We start from the raw sequence: 17409 nt of genomic DNA, 5'->3' as shown, positions 1-17409 counted from the left end.
GCGCGCTATTGAAGGCGGCGAGGCCGATTTTGTCGCCTTCCGCCAACATCGCGGTATCGGGCGAGACGGAGGAGAAGGTTGTGAAACCACCGAGCCTACGCGCCGCCTCAACCGCCGACTTCCGCCAGGCAAGACGTCGCGCACGGGGGCCTACTTGTTGCCGCCCTGTCGCTCCGCCTTGAGGCGGGCCCAGTATTCCAGCCGCTTCTTAACGTCACGCTCGAAGCCGCGTTCATTCGGCACGTAGAACTCTGCCCGACGATCACCGGCGAGTTCATCGGGAAAGAACTGCTGTCCCGCATAGGCATCGGGATAATCGTGGTCGTAGCGATAACCGGCGTGGTAGCCGAGTTCCTTCATCAAACGGGTTGGGGCATTGAGGATGTGCTTGGGCGGCGGCAGCGAACCGGTCGCCTTCGCCAGCGCGAGCGCGGCGTTGAAGGCCGAATAGGCGGCGTTCGATTTCGGCGCGGTGGCGACATAGGCGATGGCCTGCGCCAGGAACAGCCGCCCTTCCGGCCAGCCGACGCGATCGAACGCGGTCCACGCCGCCACCACCTGCGGCATCGCCTGCGGGTCGGCCATGCCGACATCCTCCGACGCCGCGCAGGCGAGGCGACGGAACACCGTGCCCGGATCCTCCCCGCCCACGATCATGCGCGCCGCCCAGTACATGGCGCCGTTCACGTCCGAGCCGCGCAGGCTCTTGTGGAAGCAGCTGAGCAGATTGTAATGCTCGTCCTGCCCCTTGTCGTAGATCGGCGCCCGCTTCTGCAGGCTGGCGGCAAGCGCACCGATATCGAGATCCGGCCCCGGCGGCAGCGCCAGCAGCTCCTCGGCGAGGCCGAGCAGATAGCGCCCGTCGCCATCCGCCATGCCGGCGAGCGCTCCCCGCGCATCGGCATCCAGCGGCAGGCGCCGGCCTTCCAGCGTCTCCGCGCGCTGCAGCAGCCGCTCGATCGCCTCCGCATCGAGCGCCTTGAACACCAGAACCCGCGCCCGCGACAGCAGCGCCGCGTTCAGCTCGAAAGACGGGTTCTCGGTGGTCGCGCCGATCAGGGTGATGGTGCCGTCTTCCATCACGGGGAGGAAGCCGTCCTGCTGGGCGCGGTTGAAGCGGTGGATCTCGTCCACGAACAGCAGCGTGCCCTGCCCCACCGCGCGCCGGCCCCGCGCGGCCTCGAACACCTTCTTGAGGTCGGCGACGCCGGTGAAGATGGCGGAGATCTGCTCGAAATGCAGGTCCGTCTCGCGTGCCAGCAGCCGCGCCACCGTGGTCTTGCCGGTGCCCGGCGGCCCCCAGAAAATGAGCGAGCCCAGCGAATGATGCGCGATCATCCGGGTGAGCATGCCCTCCGGCCCGGTCAGGTACTCCTGGCCGACCACCTCGCCAAGCCTCTGCGGCCGCAGCCGGTCGGCCAGCGGCCGCGGGGCCCCCGTCTCCAGTCCCGCCGTGGCGAAGAGATCGGCCACGGGCGCCTCAACCGGGGAGCATGGCGGTCAGGGTGCGACCGCCGCGTTGCAGGGTGATGCGCCACACGCGCGCCGGCGTGGAGGTGGCGCGCACGAGATCGGCGGTGCGGGTGATGGGCATGCCGTTCACCTCGCGGATGACATCACCCACCCGAAGGTTGGTGGCATCCGCCGGCGAGCCCTCCGCCACGGCGGTGACGACCACGCCGCTATCGGCCTCGACGGTGCGCAACTCCTCGGCAACCGCCGGCGACAGGTTCACCACCGTCGCCCCGCCGAAGGGTGAGCGGGTCGACACCGTCACCTCCTCGCGCGGCGTGGTCTCCGGCGCGGTGAGAAGCGGGATGGTCAGCGTCAGCGGCTTGCCCTGGCGGATGACCGACACCTCCACCGCCCCGCCGATCGGGCGGGTGGCGAAGCGGTAGCCGAACGCGTCGGGGTCGTCGGTCTCCTGGCCGGCAATGCTGGTGATGAGATCGCCCACCTTCAGGCCGCTCTTCTCGGCGGGACTTCCCGGCCGGATGCTCTGGACCAGCGAACCGACCGGGCGCGGCAGGTCGAGGCCCTCGGCAATGTCCGCCGTCACCGATTGCAGGCTGGCGCCGAGCCAGGGCCGGCGCACCGACTTGCCGCCGGTCAGCGCCGATTCGAGCACCACGCGCACCATGTCGGCCGGAATCGCGAAGCCGATGCCCTGCGAGCCGCCGGAACGCGAGAAGATCGCCGTGTTGATTCCCACCACGCGTCCGGCGCCATCCACCAGAGCGCCGCCGGAATTGCCGGGATTGATCGCCGCGTCCGTCTGGATGAAGAACTGGTAGTCGGTAATGCCGACCTGCGTGCGCGCGAGCGCCGAGACGATGCCCTGCGTCACCGTCTGCCCCACGCCGAACGGATTGCCGATGGCCAGAACGATGTCGCCGACCTGCAGGTCGTCCGACGAACCGAGCTGGGCGGCCGGGAAACGCGTCTTGCCGTCCCGCAGCTTCAGCACCGCAAGATCGGTGCGCGGGTCGCGCAGGAGGATGTCGGCATCGAATTCCCGCTTGTCGGACAGCGACACGCGGACCTCGTCCGCGCCCTCGATGACGTGGTTATTGGTCACGACCAGCCCTGAGGCATCGACGATGACGCCCGAGCCGAGCGCGCGCTGGATGCGCTCGCTCGGGCCGCCGAAGCCCGGCCCGTTCGGTGCGCCGAAGAAGCGGCGGAAGAACGGGTCCTCCAGCAGCGAAGGCCCGCGCCGCGCCTGCACCGTGCGCATCGCATAGACATTGACGATGGCCGGCGCGGTCTTGGCCACGATGGGCGCGAAGCTGAGGCCGATCTCCGCGCGCGAAGCCGGCACACGCGGCTGCGCCACCTCCGCCGGGGACGGCGGCATCTGGGCCGCGGCCGGAAGGGTGAGCAAGAGACTGGCGGCGAGGGAAAGAGCGAAACGTTGCATGAACGAGATATAGCCCTCGCCTCGCGGCAGAAAAAGGGTGTCGCACCTATGCCGAGCCGGCCGCGCGACAAAAGAAAAAGGGGCGGTGAAAACCGCCCCTCTTCATCAACTATGTCTCGAAATCGCGATCAGGCGGCGGCTTCCGCCGATTTCGTCGCCTCAAGCCGAGCCAGATCGGCCGCGCCCTTGGCGGCTTCGTCGCGATCGACCAGCTCGATCACCGCGATGGCGGCCGAATCACCGTGGCGGAAGCCCGCCTTGATGATGCGGGTGTAGCCGCCATTGCGCTCCTTGTAGCGCGGGCCGATCACGTCGAACAGCTTGCGGACCACCGCCACGTCGCGGATGTCGGCAATCGCCTGGCGGCGGGCGTGCAGGCCGCCCCGCTTGCCGAGGGTGATCAGCTTTTCCACGACCGGGCGAAGATCCTTCGCCTTGGGCAGCGTGGTGATGATCTGCTCGTGGGTGATGAGGGCCTGCGCGAGATTGGCGAACATGGCCTTGCGGTGTTCAGCGGTACGGTTGAACTTCCGATACGTCTTGCCGTGGTTCATGGCGAGTATCCTAAATGCGACGGCTTCGAGCCGGTGTGGAGGAAGGCGGCTCGACCGCCGCGTCTAATGCTCAGTAATGATCTTCGAAGCGCTTGGCGAGGTCTTCGATGTTCTCGGGCGGCCAGCCCGGCACTTCCATGCCGAGGTGCAGGCCCATGCTGGCGAGAACTTCCTTGATCTCGTTCAGCGACTTGCGGCCGAAGTTCGGGGTACGGAGCATCTCCGCCTCGGTCTTCTGGATCAGGTCGCCGATATAGACGATGTTGTCGTTCTTCAAGCAGTTCGCCGAACGCACGGACAGTTCGAGCTCGTCGACCTTCTTCAGCAGCGCCGGGTTGAAGGGCAGCTCCTGGATGGCCGGGCTCTCGGTCTCGCGCTTGGGCTCCTCGAAATTCACGAAGATCTCAAGCTGATCCTGAAGGATTCGCGCGGCATAGGCGAGCGCATCCTCGGGGCTGACCGAACCGTTGGTCTCGATGGAGAGGGTCAACTTGTCATAGTCGAGAATCTGGCCCTCGCGGGTGTTCTCGACCTTGTAGGAGACCTTCTTGACCGGCGAATAGAGGCTGTCCACCGGAATGAGACCGATCGGGGCATCCTCGGGCCGGTTGCGATCGGCCGCGATGTAGCCCTTGCCGGTATCGACGGTGAATTCCATGCGGATCTCGGCGCCGTCGTCGAGGGTGCACAGCACCAGCTCGGGGTTCAGCACCTGGACGTCGCCTACGGTCTGGATGTCACCGGCGGTGACCACACCCGGGCCCTGCTTCTTCACCACCATCCGCTTGGGGCCGTCGCCGGCCATCTTGATGGCGATGTCCTTGATGTTCAGGACGATGTCGGTCACGTCCTCGCGCACGCCGGGGATCGAGGAGAACTCGTGCAGCACGCCGTCGATATGGACCGAAGTCACAGCGGCGCCCTGCAGCGAGGACAGCAGGATACGACGCAGCGAGTTGCCAAGCGTCTGGCCGAAGCCACGCTCCAGCGGCTCTGCGACGACGGTGGCAAAACGCTTCGGGTCGCTGCCGACGGCGACCTCGAGCTTCTCGGGCTTGATCAGCTCTTGCCAGTTCTTCTGAATCACGACGTCACCCTTGCTCTCGACGATACCCCGGGCACCCTCACCCGACCGCACCGTCCCCCGGCTCCGCCGGGAGGGAATGCCAAACGCAGCGGTCCCGACGGCGCCGAGACGCCACCGGACGGAATGGCGTCAGACGCGCCGACGCTTGCGCGGACGGCAGCCATTGTGCGGAATCGGGGTAACATCGCGGATTGACGTCACCGTGAAGCCCGCAGCCTGGAAGGCGCGCAGCGCCGATTCGCGACCGGAGCCCGGACCCGACACCTCGACCTCGATGGTGCGCATGCCGTGATCGGCGGCCTTGCGGGCGCAATCCTCGGCTGCCACCTGCGCGGCATACGGCGTCGACTTGCGCGAACCCTTGAAGCCCATGGCACCGGCCGACGACCAGGCAATGGTGTTGCCCTGCGCGTCGGTGATGGTGATCATGGTGTTGTTGAACGAGGCGTTCACATGCGCGACGCCCGAGGCGATGTTCTTGCGCTCGCGACGCTTGATACGGGCAGCTTCTTTAGCCATTTGACCTTCGATCCTTCAGGCGCGCCCGTCGTTCCAGGCGCTCGGGACAATATGCTTGGTTGCGGTGCCGGCCGCTCGCGCCGCCGGCCAGGAAAAGGCGGGCCAAGGCCCGCCCGATCACTTCTTCTTGCCGGCGATCGCCTTGGCCGGACCCTTGCGGGTGCGGGCATTGGTGTGCGTGCGCTGGCCACGAACCGGCAGGCCACGACGGTGACGCAGGCCGCGGTAGCAGCCCAGGTCCATCAGGCGCTTGATGTTCATCGACACTTCGCGACGCAGGTCGCCCTCGACCAGATAGTCGCGATCGATCGTCTCGCGGATCTGGGCCACTTCCTGGTCGGTCAACTGGTTGACGCGGCGCTCCAGCGGGATCCCGACCTTCGAGACGATGTCGGCGGCGTGCTTGGCGCCAATGCCGTGAATGTACTGAAGCGCAATGATGACGCGCTTGTTGGTCGGGATGTTGACGCCTGCAATACGAGCCACTTCGCTCTCTCCATGTACGCCGGCAATGCCGGTGATGATTGACTCCGCGTCCGGTGGAGACCGGCCCCTGCGGAGATACGCACGACGTCGCCCGGCATCAGCGAATGATGTCGGAAAGTGACGATCGCATGAGTGAAGCGCGGCACATAGAGCGATTCCGCTCACATGTCAAGCCGCGCCATGTTTCGTCAGACCGTTTCGAGAACGTCCGAAATCGCCCGCGTCACGTCGTCGATCGGCTTCATGCCGTCGACCTCAACCAGCAACCCGCGCCCCGCGTAATAGGGCGCCACGACCGCGGTGTCGCGATTGAAGGCCTCCAGGCGGGTCTTGAAGATCTCCGGATCGTCGTCCTTGCGCACCGGCTCCCCGCGCGCGGCGGTTTCGCGCGCGCGCTGCAGGATGCGGTCCACCAGCTTTTCCTGATCGACCTTGAACTCGATCACCGCGTCGAGCTTCAAGCCCTTCTCGGCCAGGATGCCGTCCAGAGCCTCGGCCTGCGCCACGGTCCGGGGAAAGCCGTCGAGAATGAAGCCCTTCGCGCCGTCGGGCTGGTCGATCCGGTCGGAGATGATGCCGATCACGATCTCGTCCGAGACCAGCTGGCCGGCCTCCATCACCGCCTTGGCCTTGAGGCCGATCGGCGTCCCGTTTCGCACCGCCTCGCGCAGCATGTCCCCCGTGGACAGCTGCACAATGCCGTGGCGTTCGACCAGACGCTGGGCCTGGGTGCCCTTGCCCGCCCCTGGCGGTCCGAGCAGAATCAACCTCATCGACGCTTCCCCCTGAGCTTGGCCTTCTTGACCAGACCCTCATATTGATGCGCCAGCAGGTGCCCCTGGACCTGAGCCACCGTATCCATGGTCACGCTCACCACAATCAGCAGCGAGGTGCCACCGAAATAGAACGGGACTGCGGCATACGAGATCAGGATCTCGGGGAACAGGCAGACGATCGCAAGGTAAGCCGCACCGATGACGGTGATGCGAGTCAGCACATAGTCGATATACTCGGCGGTCCGCTCACCCGGGCGGATACCTGGGATGAACCCTCCATGCTTCTTGAGGTTGTCCGCGGTTTCGGTCGGATTGAACACGATCGCGGTGTAGAAGAAGCAGAAGAACACGATCAGCAGCACGTAGAGCAGCATGAACAGCGGCTGACCGTGGCCGATCAGCGTCGTCACCGTTGTCAGCCAGGACGGCCCCTGCCCCTGCATGAAGCTCGCGACCGTGGTCGGGATGAGCAGCAGCGAGGAAGCGAAGATCGGCGGGATGACGCCCGAGGTGTTCAGCTTCAGCGGCAGATGCGAGGACTGCCCCTCGTACAGCTTGTTGCCTACCTGGCGCTTCGGATACTGGATCAGCAGCCGGCGCTGGGCACGCTCCATGAACACGATGAAGGTGATGACCGCGACGACCATCAGGATCACGCCGAGGATCACGCCGGTCGACAAGGCGCCCTGACGGCCGAGCTCCAGGGTGTTGGCCATGGCCGCCGGCAATTCGGCGACAATCCCGGCGAAGATGATCAGCGAGATGCCGTTGCCGATGCCGCGTGAGGTGATCTGTTCACCCAGCCACATCAGGAACATCGTGCCGCCGGTCAGCGTGACGACGGTGGAGATGCGGAAGAACCAGCCCGGATCCGACACGACGGCGCCCGAGCCCTCAAGACCGACGGCGATGCCGTAGGACTGGAACACGGCGAGCACCACGGTCAGGTAGCGCGTGTACTGGTTGATGGTCTTGCGGCCCGACTCGCCTTCCTTCTTCAGCGCTTCCAGCGTCGGCGACACGGTCGTCAACAGCTGAATGATGATGGAGGCGGAGATGTAGGGCATGATGTTCAGGGCGAAAATCGCCATGCGCGATACCGCGCCGCCCGAGAACATGTTGAAAAGGCCGATAATGCCCTGCGACGCCGTGCGGAACACGTCGGCAAGTGCATCCGGATTGATGCCGGGCATCGGAATATAGGTGCCGAGCCGATACACGAGAAGCGCACCCAGCGTGAACCAGATGCGCTTCTTGAGTTCATCGGCTTTCGCCAGAGCACCGAAATTGAGGTTTGCCGCGAGCTGTTCTGCTGCCGAGGCCATGGGGCTTCGCTCCCTCACCTGTGCCCTGAAAAGGCGGAAGGCCTGACTTAATCGTCAGGCCGCCGTTTCGCCAGCGTCGCCCTTCGACGCCAGCAGCGTCACAGTGCCGCCGGCCTGCTCGACCGCCGCCAGGGCCGACTTGGTGGCATAGGCCACTTCAAGCACGACCTTCCCGGTCAGTTCGCCGCCCAGCACGCGCACGCCGGCCTTGACGCGGCGCAGGACGCCCGCCTCGACAAGCGCCGCCTGGGTGATGGCGACCGTCGCATCCAGCTTGCCGGCATCGATCGCGATCTGGATGCGATCGAGGGAAACCTCGTTCCAATCCAGTGCGAAGATGTTGTGGAAGCCGCGCTTGGGCAGGCGACGATGGATCGGCATCTGGCCGCCCTCGAAGCCCTTGATCGCGACGCCAGTGCGCGAGGTCTGTCCCTTCACGCCACGTCCGCCGGTCTTGCCCTTGCCGGAACCGATGCCGCGACCGACGCGCATGCGCTTCTTGCGCGAGCCGGCGTTGTCCTTGATATCGTTAAGGCTGCTCATCGCCAATCTCCTTGCGTCGTCACGCTTCGACGACGCGGACGAGGTGGCGAACCTTCTGGATCATGCCACGCACGGCCGGGGTGTCTTCGAGCGTCGAACGACGCCCAAGCTTGTTGAGGCCGAGGCCGATGAGGGTCGCCCGCTGATCTTCCGGACGGCGGATCGCGCTGCCGGTCTGCTCGACGGTAACCGTCTTGCTGCTGTTCGCCATGATAAGCTCCACTACCTCTCAGGCGCTCAGTCGGTCGCTTCGGCGTCGTCGACGCGACGGCGCGACTGAAGCTGCGAGACCTTCAGGCTGCGGCGGGCAGCCACCAGACGCGGGCTGTCCTGGTTCTTCAGCGCATCGAAGGTCGCGCGAACCATGTTGTACGGGTTGGACGAGCCGAACGACTTCGCCACCACGTCCTGCATGCCGAGCGTCTCGAAGACGGCGCGCATCGGGCCGCCGGCGATGATGCCCGTACCGGCCGGAGCCGCGCGCAGGATGACCTTGCCCGCGCCATGATGGCCGTGCACGTCATGATGCAGCGTCCGACCCTCGCGCAGCGGCACGCGGATCAGCGCGCGCTTGGCGGCTTCCGTCGCCTTGCGGATGGCTTCCGGCACTTCACGCGCCTTGCCGTGGCCAAAACCGACGCGGCCCTTCTGGTCGCCGACGACGACGAGAGCCGCGAAGCCGAAGCGACGGCCACCCTTCACAACCTTCGCGACACGATTGATGTGGACCAGCTTGTCCACGAACGTGTTGTCGCGATCCTCGCGTTCACGCTCACGTTCACGAGCCATGATCTTATCCTTGTCGTTCTGCGGGAGATCCCGCTCGTGATTAGAAGTTGAGACCGCCCTCGCGGGCGGCCTCGGCGAGCGCCTTGACGCGGCCGTGATAAATGAAGGCTCCGCGGTCGAAGACCACGTCCTTCACACCGGCTGCGACGGCGCGTTCCGCCACGAGCTTGCCGATCGCCTGGGCCGCCGCGACATCCGCGCCGGTCTTCAGGCTGTCCCGCAGATCCTTCTCAAGCGACGAAGCGGCGGCGATGGTCACGCCGCGCGCATCGTCGATGATCTGCGCATAGATGTGCTTCGACGAGCGATGCACCGAGAGGCGCGGCCGCCCGTTCGCCGTCGCGCGCAAGGCACGGCGGACACGCGCCTTACGGCGCTCGGTAGCGTCCTTATACTGAGCCATGGTTCGGGTCCGTTACTTCTTCTTGCCTTCCTTGCGGAAGATGAACTCGCCCGCGTATTTCACGCCCTTGCCCTTATAGGGCTCGGGACCGCGGAATTCGCGAATCTCTGCGGCGACCTGGCCGACCTTCTGACGGTCGATGCCCGACACCACGATTTCGGTCGGCTTCGGCGTGACGATCTGGATCCCTTCCGGGATCGAGTAGATGACGTCATGGCTATAACCGAGCGCCAGGTTCAGGTTCTTGCCCTGAACCGCCGCGCGATAGCCGACGCCGCTGATCTCAAGCTTCTTCTCGAAGCCCTTGGTCACGCCTTCCACCAGGTTCGCCACCAGCGTGCGGGACAGGCCCCACATCGCGCGATGGCGGTTGGTCTCGCCGCGCGGTGCGAACAGCACCGTGCCGTTGTCGAGCGTGACGCCGATTTCCTCGACGACATTCACTTCAAGGGCGCCCTTGGGGCCCTTCACCGTGACCGTCTGGCCATCGACGCTGGCGGTGACGCCGGCCGGGATGGTGATGGGTGCTTTACCGATCTTGGACATGTGCTCTCTCTCCCTCCCCGATCAGAAGACCGTGAAGAGGACCTCGCCGCCCACGTTCTTCTCGCGGGCTTCGTGGTCCGCCATCACGCCCTGCGGCGTGGAGACGACAGCGACGCCGAGACCGTTGGCGACGCGCGGAAGGGTCTTGACCGACGAATAAACGCGCCGGCCAGGCTTGGACACGCGGGAGATCTCGCGGATCACCGGCTCGCCATCGTAATATTTCAGCTCGATCTCGAACTCGGTGCGGCCGTTCAGCGGCTCCGAGGCGGAATAGCCCCGGATGAAGCCTTCGGCGGCGAGCACTTCGAGAACGCTGGCGCGCAGGCGAGAACCGGGCGTGGAGATCTTCTCCTTGCGACGGAGCTGCGCGTTGCGGATGCGGGTGATGAGATCGCCGATCGGATCAGTCGTGGACATGGTCAGACCCTCCTCACCAGCTCGACTTGACCAGGCCAGGGATCTGCCCCTGCGACCCGAGCTCACGAAGCGCGATGCGGCTCATCTTGAGCTTGCGGTAATAGGCGCGCGGACGACCGGTGACTTCACACCGGTTGCGGATACGCACCTTCGCGGAATTGCGCGGGAGCTGCGCGAGCTTGAGGACCGCGGCGAAGCGCTCCTCAATCGGCAGTTCCTTGTCGCTTACGAGGGCCTTGAGACGCGCACGCTTGCCGGAATAGTTCTTTACGAGCTTCCGGCGGTGTTCGTTCTTCTCGACCGCGCTCTTCTTCGCCATATGACTTTGCTCCTAGTCTCCGCGTTTGGGGCCTTGGCCCCACTGCCGGAAGGGGATGCTTACTGACGGAACGGGAAGTTGAGGGCCTTCAGAAGCGCGCGCGCCTCGTCGTCCGTCTTCGCCGTCGTGCAGACAATGATGTCCATGCCCCAGGCCTGATCAACCTTGTCGTAGTTGATTTCCGGGAACACGATATGCTCCTTGATACCCAGGGCGTAATTGCCCCGGCCATCGAAGCTCTTGGGGTTCAGGCCGCGAAAGTCGCGAACCCGCGGCAGCGCGATGGTGACGAGCCGATCGAGAAACTCGTACATACGCACCTTGCGAAGGGTGACCTTCGCGCCGACAGGCTGGTTTTCACGCAGCTTGAAGTTCGAGATCGCCTTGCGAGCCCGCGTGACGACCGGCCGCTGGCCGGCGATCAGCGCGAGGTCCGCCGCGGCGGTCTGCACCTTCTTCGTGTCGGCAGTTGCCTCGCCGACACCCATGTTGATGACGATCTTGTCGACCGTCGGCACCTCGAGAGCGTTCTTGTAGCCGAACTGCTCAATCAGGGTCTTGCGAACTTCGTCCTCGTAGAAGGACTTCATCCGCGGGGTGTAGCTGGTCTCAGCCATCGATCTTCTCCCCCGAGCGCTTGGCGACGCGCACCTTGGTGCCGTCTGCCTGCACAAGGAAACCAACGCGGGTCGGCTTGCCGTCCTTGGGATCGGCAATCGCGATGTTCGACAGGTCGATGGAAGCCTCCTTGGAGATGATTCCGCCTTCCTGGTTCGCGCTCTGGCGCTGGTGGCGCTTCACCAGGTTCACACCGCGCACCTTGGCGGTATTCTCCTTCGGAAGCACCTCGATCACCTCGCCGCTGCGGCCCTTGTCGCGGCCGGCGAGGACGACGACCTTGTCGCCCTTTTTGATTTTCGCGGCCATCAAAGCACCTCCGGCGCCAGCGAGATGATCTTCATGTGGTTCTTCGCGCGCAGCTCGCGCGGAACCGGCCCGAAGATACGCGTGCCCACCGGCTCCTTGTTGTTGTTGATCAGCACGGCCGCATTGCGGTCGAAACGGATCACCGAACCGTCGACGCGACGGATGTCCTTGGCGGTGCGAACGACAACCGCCTTCATCACGTCGCCCTTCTTGACGCGGCCGCGCGGGATAGCTTCCTTCACCGACACCACGATGATGTCGCCGACATGGGCATACTTACGCTTGGAACCGCCAAGCACCTTGATGCACATGACGCGACGCGCGCCGGAATTGTCCGCCACGTCGAGATTGGTCTGCATCTGGATCATGACGCACCTATTTCTCGCAAAAACTGCGCGCACCAGTCATGCCGGCACGCGCCCCTCAATCCCGTTTCCGGGCGCTCAGACTTCAGCCCGCTTCTCGCCCTGGACCACAATCCAGTTCTTGAGCTTGGACAAGGGGCGGTGCTCCTCGATCCAGACGGTGTCGCCTTCCTTCCACGCATTGCCCTCATCATGGGCATGGTACTTCTTGGAACGACGGACGGTCTTCTTCAGCAGCGGATGGGTGAAACGGCGCTCGACCCGGACCACGACGGTCTTGTCCTGCTTGTCGCTCACCACGACGCCCTGCAGCAAACGCTTCGGCATCGCTATCTCCTCACTTCGCCTTGGCCGCAGATGCGGCCTTCTGCGCCTGGACGGTCTTGGTCCGCGCGATGTCGCGGCGGACCTGACGCACCCGCGCCGTGTTCTCGAGCTGGCCGGTCGCCTTCTGGAAGCGCAGGTTGAACTGCTCCTTCTTCAGGGACAGCAGTTCGTCCTGGAGTTCGTCCACGGTCTTCGTCCGAATGTCGGAAGCCTTTGTCATCATCTCCCCCGTCACTCAGCGATACGTTCGACGAAGCGCGTCTTGATCGGCAGCTTGGCCGCGGCAAGCGTCAGGGCCTCACGCGCGATCTCCTGGCTCACGCCATCGATCTCGAACATGATTCGGCCCGGCTTGACCTTGGCCGCCCAATATTCCGGGGCGCCCTTGCCTTTACCCATACGAACTTCGGTCGGCTTGGACGACACCGGCACGTCGGGGAACACGCGGATCCACACCCGGCCCGCACGCTTCATGTGACGGGTGAGCGCGCGACGCGCGGCTTCGATCTGACGCGCGGTAACGCGCTCCGGCTCCAGGGCCTTCAGCCCGAACTGGCCGAAATTGAGGTCAGTTCCGCCTTTCGCAGCACCGTGAATACGGCCCTTGAACTGCTTGCGGAACTTCGTGCGCTTCGGTTGCAGCATGACGCGCCTCTTATTCCTTCTTTACCGATCTCACGCCGCGTCGCGGCGCGAGGAACGACCACCCGAAGATTCACTCTCCGCCTGACGCTTGTCCTGCGCCATCGGGTCGTGCTCCAGGATCTCGCCCTTGAAGATCCAAACCTTGACACCGCAGGTGCCGTAGGTCGTGAAGGCGGTGGCCGTACCGTAATCCACGTCCGCGCGCAAGGTGTGAAGTGGCACACGCCCTTCACGATACCATTCCAGACGGGCGATTTCCGCGCCGCCGAGGCGGCCCGAGCAGTTGATACGGATACCTTCCGCGCCCAGACGCATCGCGGACTGGACCGCGCGCTTCATGGCGCGACGGAACGCCACACGGCGCTCGAGCTGCTGCGCGATCGATTCGGCGACGAGGCGCGCATCGATTTCCGGCTTGCGAATCTCGACGATGTTGATGAAGACCTCCGAGGAGGTCATCTCCGCAACCTTCTTGCGCAGCTTGTCGATGTCCGCGCCCTTCTTGCCGATCACCACGCCCGGGCGAGCCGAGTAGATGGTGACGCGGCACTTCTTGTGCGGACGCTCGATGACGATCTTCGACACCGCAGCCTGCTTGAGCAGCTTGTGCAGCACTTCGCGGATCTTGATATCCTCGTGCAGCAGCTGCCCGTATTCGCCCTTGCTGGCGAACCAGCGCGAATCCCAGGTGCGGTTGATGCCGAGCCGCAGCCCGACGGGATTAACCTTCTGACCCATCAGACCTTCTCCTCGACTTCACGCACCACGATCGTGATATGCGAGAACGGCTTCTCGATACGGCTGGCACGCCCGCGCGCACGCGCCGCGAAGCGCTTCATGACCAGCCCCTTGCCGACATGAGCCTCGGCGACGATCAGATCGTCGACATCGAGTTCATGATTGTTCTCGGCATTGGCGATCGCCGATTCCAGGCACTTCTTCACGTCGCCGGCGATCCGCTTACGCGAGAACTGAAGGTCGGCGAGCGCTGTCGCGACCTTCTTGCCCCGGATGAGACCCGCGACGAGGTTGAGCTTCTGGGGGCTGATTCGCAGATTGCGAGCAACCGCCTTGGCTTCCGTATCCGCGAGCGAGCGCGGACGAGCTGCCTTACCCATGACCCTGCCTCTACTTGCGCTTGGCTTTCTTGTCCGCCGCATGCCCGTAATAGGTACGGGTAGGAGCGAACTCGCCGAACTTGTGGCCGACCATGTCCTCGGTCACCGCGACCGGAACATGCTTGTTGCCGTTATAGACGCCAAAGGTAACCCCGACGAACTGCGGCAGGATCGTGGAGCGACGGCTCCAGATCTTGACGACGTCGTGACGACCCGACGAGCGTGCGGCTTCCGCCTTCTTGAGGAGGTAGCCGTCGACGAACGGACCTTTCCAGACCGATCGAGACATAATTCAGTTCCCCTCGCTCACTTCTTGCGGGCGTGCCGGCTGGACACGATGAACTTGGTGGTCGACTTGTTCTTCCGGGTCTTCTTGCCCTTCGTGGGGAGACCCCACGGGGTGACCGGATGACGGCCGCCCGACGTACGGCCTTCGCCGCCGCCATGCGGATGATCGACCGGGTTCATCGTGACACCGCGGTTATGCGGGCGACGGCCCAGCCAGCGCTTGCGGCCGGCCTTGCCGAGGTTGGTGTTCATGTGGTCGGGGTTGGACACCGCGCCCACCGTGCCGAGGCACTCGCCATGAACAAGACGCTGCTCACCCGAATTGAGTCGGATGATGACATAGCCCTGGTCGCGGCCGACGATCTGCGCATAGGAGCCGGCGGAGCGGGCAATCTGGCCGCCCTTGCCGATCTTCAGCTCCACATTGTGCACGATCGTGCCCACGGGGAGATTGCCGAGCGGAGCCGCGTTGCCGGGCTTCACGTCCACGCTCTTCGACGCCACAACCTTGTCGCCGACAGCCAGGCGCTGCGGCGCCAGGATGTAGCTGAGCTCGCCGTCATCATACTTGACGAGGGCGATGAAGGCGGTGCGGTTGGGATCATACTCGATCCGCTCCACGATCGCCGACACATCGCGCTTGGCGCGCTTGAAGTCGACGATGCGATAGGCCTGCTTGTGGCCACCGCCGCGGAAACGGACAGTGATCCGCCCCGTATTGTTGCGGCCGCCCGCTTCCGACTTGCCCTCGGTCAGCGTCTTGATCGGCTTGCCCTTGTACAGGCCCGAGCGATCGACGATGACGAGCTGACGGAGGCTCGGCGTTACCGGCTTGAAGGTTTTGAGCGCCATGTCTCTGATCCCTTAATCCCGGCTCACAGACCCGACGTGATGTCGATGGTGTGCCCCTCGGCGAGGGTCACGACCGCCTTCTTCACGTCGCTCTGCACGCCCTTGCGGCCCTTGAAGAACTTCGTCTTCCCCTTGCGGACCAGCGTGTTGACGCTCTCGACCTTGACGTCGAAAAGCTTCTCGACCGCCTCCTTGATCTGCGGCTTGGTAGCCGTCAGAGCAACCTTGAAGACGACCTTGTTGTGCTCGGAGGCCGCCGTGGCCTTCTCGGTGATGACCGGGGACACGATCACGTCGTAGTGGCGCGGATCGAGACTCATTTGAAGCGCGCCTCCAGAGCGTCGACAGCCGCCTTCGTCAGCACCAGGGTGTGACGGCGCAGGATGTCGTAGACGTTGATGCCCTGGACGGGCAGAACGTCGAAATGGCCGATATTGCGGGAGGCAAGGCCGAAATTGGCATCGACTTCCGCGCCCGAAATGACGAGCGCGTTCGACAGGCCGAGACCCGCCAGGCGCTCCTTGAGCAGCTTCGTCTTCGGCTCGGCCAGCGTGGCCTCGTCGAGGATGACGATCGCCTGCTCCTTCGCCTTGGTCGACAGCGCATGCTTGAGGGCAAGCGCGCGGACCTTCTTGGGCAGGTCGCTGGCGTGGCTGCGCTGGACCGGACCGAAGGCACGACCGCCGCCGCGGAACTGCGGAGCGGAAGCAGCGCCGTGACGAGCGCCGCCGGTGCCCTTCTGCTTGTACATCTTCCGCTTGGTGCGATTGATGTCCGCGCGCGACAGGGTCTGGTGCGTGCCGGCCTGACGGCGGGCAAGCTGCCACACCACCATGCGGTGAAGGATATCCTGACGCGGCTCGAGACCGTAGATCTCGTCCGAGAGCGTCACGGAGCCGGCCTCGGCTCCTTCGAGCGTTTTAACGGCGAGTTCCACCATCACACATTCTCCTCGGCCTGAGCCTCGGTGGCGGGGGCCGCGTCGTTCACCGCCTCGGTGCCCGGCAGACGGAACTTGCCCGGCTGCGGCGCCTCGGCCGGAAGCTTCTTCTTCACGGCATCGGCGACCAGGATCCAGCCGCCCTTGTTGCCGGGAACCGCGCCCTCGACCGCGATCAGGCCACGCTCCACATCGGTCAGAACGACCTTGAGGTTCTGCGTGGTCACCGTATCGGCGCCCATGTGACCCGGCATCTTCTTGTTCTTGAAGGTCTTGCCGGGATCCTGACGACCACCGGTCGAACCGATCGAACGATGCGAGACCGACACGCCGTGAGTGGCGCGCAGGCCACCGAAATTGTGGCGCTTCATGCCACCGGCGAAGCCCTTACCGATGGACGTGCCCGTCACATCGACGAACTGGCCGACCACGAAGTGATCGACGGTCAGCTCGGCGCCGACCGGGATCAACTCGGCCTCCTCGACGCGGAACTCCGCCATCTTGCGCTTGGGCTCCACCTTCGCCACGGCGAAGTGGCCGCGCAGCGCGCGGGTGGTGTTCTGCGGCTTCGCCTGACCGACGCCAAGCTGGACGGCCGTGTAGCCGTTCTTCTCGAGCGTACGGTGGGCAACCACCTGGCAATTATCGACTTTCAGCACAGTGACCGGAACATGTTCACCTGCATCGTTAAAGATGCGGGTCATGCCGACCTTCTGGGCGATGACGCCTGACCGCATGGCCGTGTCCCTTCGCCTTCTCTCAGAGCTTGATCTCGACGTCGACACCCGCAGCGAGGTCGAGCTTCATCAGCGCGTCCACGGTCTGGGGGGTCGGGTCGACTATGTCCAGCAAACGCTTGTGCGTCCGCATCTCGAACTGCTCACGCGACTTCTTGTCGACGTGGGGAGAACGATTGACCGTGAATTTCTCGATCCGCGTCGGCAGCGGAATGGGGCCGCGAACCTGGGCGCCCGTGCGCTTCGCCGTCGAAACGATTTCACGCGTCGAGGCGTCGAGTATGCGATGATCGAACGCCTTGAGGCGAATCCGAATGTTCTGGCCGTTCATTGACTTCAGGCTCCCAGAGGGCTCGTCAATAGGGCTCTATTACGAGCACCACGAAAAAGGGGCGCAGGCGATCCCGCGCCCCTCGGGATTGGTTAGATCACTCGATGATGGATGCGACGACGCCGGCGCCGACGGTGCGACCGCCTTCGCGGATGGCGAAGCGCAGCTTCTCTTCCATCGCGATCGGCACGA

30 protein-coding genes are annotated in these 17409 nt (G+C 64.7%); all 30 read right to left on the bottom strand.

Features of this window, described 5'->3' with window-relative positions; genetic code table 11:
* Window positions 1–150: 150 nt before the first annotated feature.
* Window positions 151–1473: an AAA family ATPase gene (locus FHS55_RS08475; protein WP_183189307.1), complete on the bottom strand. Its 1323-nt coding sequence runs from the start codon at window positions 1471–1473 to the stop codon at window positions 151–153.
* Window positions 1474–1480: 7 nt separating this feature from the next.
* Window positions 1481–2920: a DegQ family serine endoprotease gene (locus tag FHS55_RS08470; RefSeq protein WP_183189306.1), complete on the bottom strand. Its 1440-nt coding sequence runs from the start codon at window positions 2918–2920 to the stop codon at window positions 1481–1483.
* 128 nt (window positions 2921–3048) lie between these two features.
* Window positions 3049–3474 carry a 50S ribosomal protein L17 gene (gene rplQ / locus FHS55_RS08465; RefSeq protein WP_183189305.1) on the bottom strand — a complete coding sequence of 142 codons (426 nt, stop codon included), beginning with the start codon at window positions 3472–3474 and terminating at the stop codon, window positions 3049–3051.
* 70 nt (window positions 3475–3544) lie between these two features.
* Complete coding sequence (locus FHS55_RS08460) at window positions 3545–4585, bottom strand: DNA-directed RNA polymerase subunit alpha (RefSeq protein WP_183189778.1); 1041 nt, start codon at window positions 4583–4585, stop codon at window positions 3545–3547.
* 105 nt (window positions 4586–4690) lie between these two features.
* The gene (gene rpsK / locus FHS55_RS08455) at window positions 4691–5080 is read right to left on the bottom strand and encodes a 30S ribosomal protein S11 (protein WP_018390623.1); all 390 of its coding nucleotides are present in this window, start codon (window positions 5078–5080) and stop codon (window positions 4691–4693) included.
* 117 nt (window positions 5081–5197) lie between these two features.
* Window positions 5198–5566 carry a 30S ribosomal protein S13 gene (gene rpsM / locus FHS55_RS08450; RefSeq protein ID WP_183189304.1) on the bottom strand — a complete coding sequence of 123 codons (369 nt, stop codon included), beginning with the start codon at window positions 5564–5566 and terminating at the stop codon, window positions 5198–5200.
* A 188-nt stretch (window positions 5567–5754) separates the two neighbouring features.
* Window positions 5755–6339, bottom strand: a complete 585-nt coding sequence (locus tag FHS55_RS08445) for an adenylate kinase (RefSeq protein WP_183189303.1) — start codon at window positions 6337–6339, stop codon at window positions 5755–5757.
* The gene (gene secY / locus FHS55_RS08440; protein ID WP_183189302.1) at window positions 6336–7667 is read right to left on the bottom strand and encodes a preprotein translocase subunit SecY; all 1332 of its coding nucleotides are present in this window, start codon (window positions 7665–7667) and stop codon (window positions 6336–6338) included. Before secY ends, FHS55_RS08445 begins: the two co-directional genes overlap by 4 nt.
* 54 nt (window positions 7668–7721) lie before the next feature.
* Window positions 7722–8210, bottom strand: coding sequence for a 50S ribosomal protein L15 (gene rplO, locus FHS55_RS08435; protein ID WP_183189301.1), 489 nt, complete (start codon window positions 8208–8210; stop codon window positions 7722–7724).
* A gap of 19 nt (window positions 8211–8229) precedes the next feature.
* On the bottom strand, window positions 8230–8421 hold the full coding sequence (rpmD, locus tag FHS55_RS08430) for a 50S ribosomal protein L30 (protein ID WP_183189300.1): 192 nt from the start codon (window positions 8419–8421) through the stop codon (window positions 8230–8232).
* 26 nt (window positions 8422–8447) lie between these two features.
* Entirely contained in the window at window positions 8448–8999 is a 552-nt protein-coding gene (rpsE, locus tag FHS55_RS08425; RefSeq protein WP_152301896.1) for a 30S ribosomal protein S5, read from the bottom strand.
* Window positions 9000–9039: 40 nt separating this feature from the next.
* Window positions 9040–9402 (bottom strand): 50S ribosomal protein L18, encoded by a 363-nt coding sequence (rplR, locus tag FHS55_RS08420; RefSeq protein ID WP_183189299.1) that lies wholly within the window; start codon window positions 9400–9402, stop codon window positions 9040–9042.
* 12 nt (window positions 9403–9414) lie between these two features.
* The gene (gene rplF, locus FHS55_RS08415) at window positions 9415–9948 is read right to left on the bottom strand and encodes a 50S ribosomal protein L6 (RefSeq protein WP_183189298.1); all 534 of its coding nucleotides are present in this window, start codon (window positions 9946–9948) and stop codon (window positions 9415–9417) included.
* 21 nt (window positions 9949–9969) lie between these two features.
* On the bottom strand, window positions 9970–10368 hold the full coding sequence (rpsH, locus tag FHS55_RS08410; protein ID WP_183189297.1) for a 30S ribosomal protein S8: 399 nt from the start codon (window positions 10366–10368) through the stop codon (window positions 9970–9972).
* A gap of 13 nt (window positions 10369–10381) precedes the next feature.
* Entirely contained in the window at window positions 10382–10687 is a 306-nt protein-coding gene (rpsN, locus tag FHS55_RS08405; protein WP_183189296.1) for a 30S ribosomal protein S14, read from the bottom strand.
* A 59-nt stretch (window positions 10688–10746) separates the two neighbouring features.
* A complete protein-coding gene (gene rplE, locus FHS55_RS08400) occupies window positions 10747–11304 on the bottom strand; it encodes a 50S ribosomal protein L5 (RefSeq protein ID WP_183189295.1) in 558 nt (185 codons plus the stop codon).
* Window positions 11297–11614 (bottom strand): 50S ribosomal protein L24, encoded by a 318-nt coding sequence (gene rplX / locus FHS55_RS08395; protein WP_183189294.1) that lies wholly within the window; start codon window positions 11612–11614, stop codon window positions 11297–11299. Before rplX ends, rplE begins: the two co-directional genes overlap by 8 nt.
* Window positions 11614–11982 carry a 50S ribosomal protein L14 gene (rplN, locus tag FHS55_RS08390; RefSeq protein WP_018390610.1) on the bottom strand — a complete coding sequence of 123 codons (369 nt, stop codon included), beginning with the start codon at window positions 11980–11982 and terminating at the stop codon, window positions 11614–11616. The genes rplX and rplN overlap by 1 nt, the downstream gene beginning before the upstream one ends.
* 75 nt (window positions 11983–12057) lie before the next feature.
* A complete protein-coding gene (gene rpsQ, locus FHS55_RS08385) occupies window positions 12058–12306 on the bottom strand; it encodes a 30S ribosomal protein S17 (protein WP_183189293.1) in 249 nt (82 codons plus the stop codon).
* Between the two features lie 10 nt (window positions 12307–12316).
* Complete coding sequence (gene rpmC / locus FHS55_RS08380; RefSeq protein WP_183189777.1) at window positions 12317–12526, bottom strand: 50S ribosomal protein L29; 210 nt, start codon at window positions 12524–12526, stop codon at window positions 12317–12319.
* An 11-nt stretch (window positions 12527–12537) separates the two neighbouring features.
* A complete protein-coding gene (rplP, locus tag FHS55_RS08375; protein WP_183189292.1) occupies window positions 12538–12951 on the bottom strand; it encodes a 50S ribosomal protein L16 in 414 nt (137 codons plus the stop codon).
* A 30-nt stretch (window positions 12952–12981) separates the two neighbouring features.
* A complete protein-coding gene (gene rpsC, locus FHS55_RS08370; RefSeq protein WP_183189291.1) occupies window positions 12982–13689 on the bottom strand; it encodes a 30S ribosomal protein S3 in 708 nt (235 codons plus the stop codon).
* The gene (rplV, locus tag FHS55_RS08365; protein WP_183189290.1) at window positions 13689–14069 is read right to left on the bottom strand and encodes a 50S ribosomal protein L22; all 381 of its coding nucleotides are present in this window, start codon (window positions 14067–14069) and stop codon (window positions 13689–13691) included. Before rplV ends, rpsC begins: the two co-directional genes overlap by 1 nt.
* Window positions 14070–14079: 10 nt before the next feature.
* The gene (gene rpsS, locus FHS55_RS08360; protein ID WP_183189289.1) at window positions 14080–14358 is read right to left on the bottom strand and encodes a 30S ribosomal protein S19; all 279 of its coding nucleotides are present in this window, start codon (window positions 14356–14358) and stop codon (window positions 14080–14082) included.
* Between the two features lie 17 nt (window positions 14359–14375).
* Window positions 14376–15209: a 50S ribosomal protein L2 gene (gene rplB, locus FHS55_RS08355; protein WP_183189288.1), complete on the bottom strand. Its 834-nt coding sequence runs from the start codon at window positions 15207–15209 to the stop codon at window positions 14376–14378.
* Between the two features lie 23 nt (window positions 15210–15232).
* Complete coding sequence (locus tag FHS55_RS08350; protein WP_183189287.1) at window positions 15233–15529, bottom strand: 50S ribosomal protein L23; 297 nt, start codon at window positions 15527–15529, stop codon at window positions 15233–15235.
* Entirely contained in the window at window positions 15526–16146 is a 621-nt protein-coding gene (gene rplD / locus FHS55_RS08345) for a 50S ribosomal protein L4 (RefSeq protein ID WP_183189776.1), read from the bottom strand. The genes FHS55_RS08350 and rplD overlap by 4 nt, the downstream gene beginning before the upstream one ends.
* Before the next feature lie 2 nt (window positions 16147–16148).
* Complete coding sequence (rplC, locus tag FHS55_RS08340) at window positions 16149–16886, bottom strand: 50S ribosomal protein L3 (protein ID WP_183189286.1); 738 nt, start codon at window positions 16884–16886, stop codon at window positions 16149–16151.
* A gap of 22 nt (window positions 16887–16908) precedes the next feature.
* Complete coding sequence (rpsJ, locus tag FHS55_RS08335) at window positions 16909–17217, bottom strand: 30S ribosomal protein S10 (RefSeq protein ID WP_013166261.1); 309 nt, start codon at window positions 17215–17217, stop codon at window positions 16909–16911.
* A 97-nt stretch (window positions 17218–17314) separates the two neighbouring features.
* Window positions 17315–17409: EF-Tu C-terminal domain-related protein (locus FHS55_RS08330; RefSeq protein ID WP_131837545.1), on the bottom strand; the 95-nt coding region annotated here is incomplete at its 5' end.

Origin of the sequence: Ancylobacter tetraedralis (genome assembly GCF_014195655.1) — a bacterium.
Taxonomy (GTDB): domain Bacteria; phylum Pseudomonadota; class Alphaproteobacteria; order Rhizobiales; family Xanthobacteraceae; genus Ancylobacter; species Ancylobacter tetraedralis.
The sequence above is the reverse complement of the archived record's forward strand: the minus strand, read 5'-3'. Positions and strand labels throughout refer to the sequence as shown.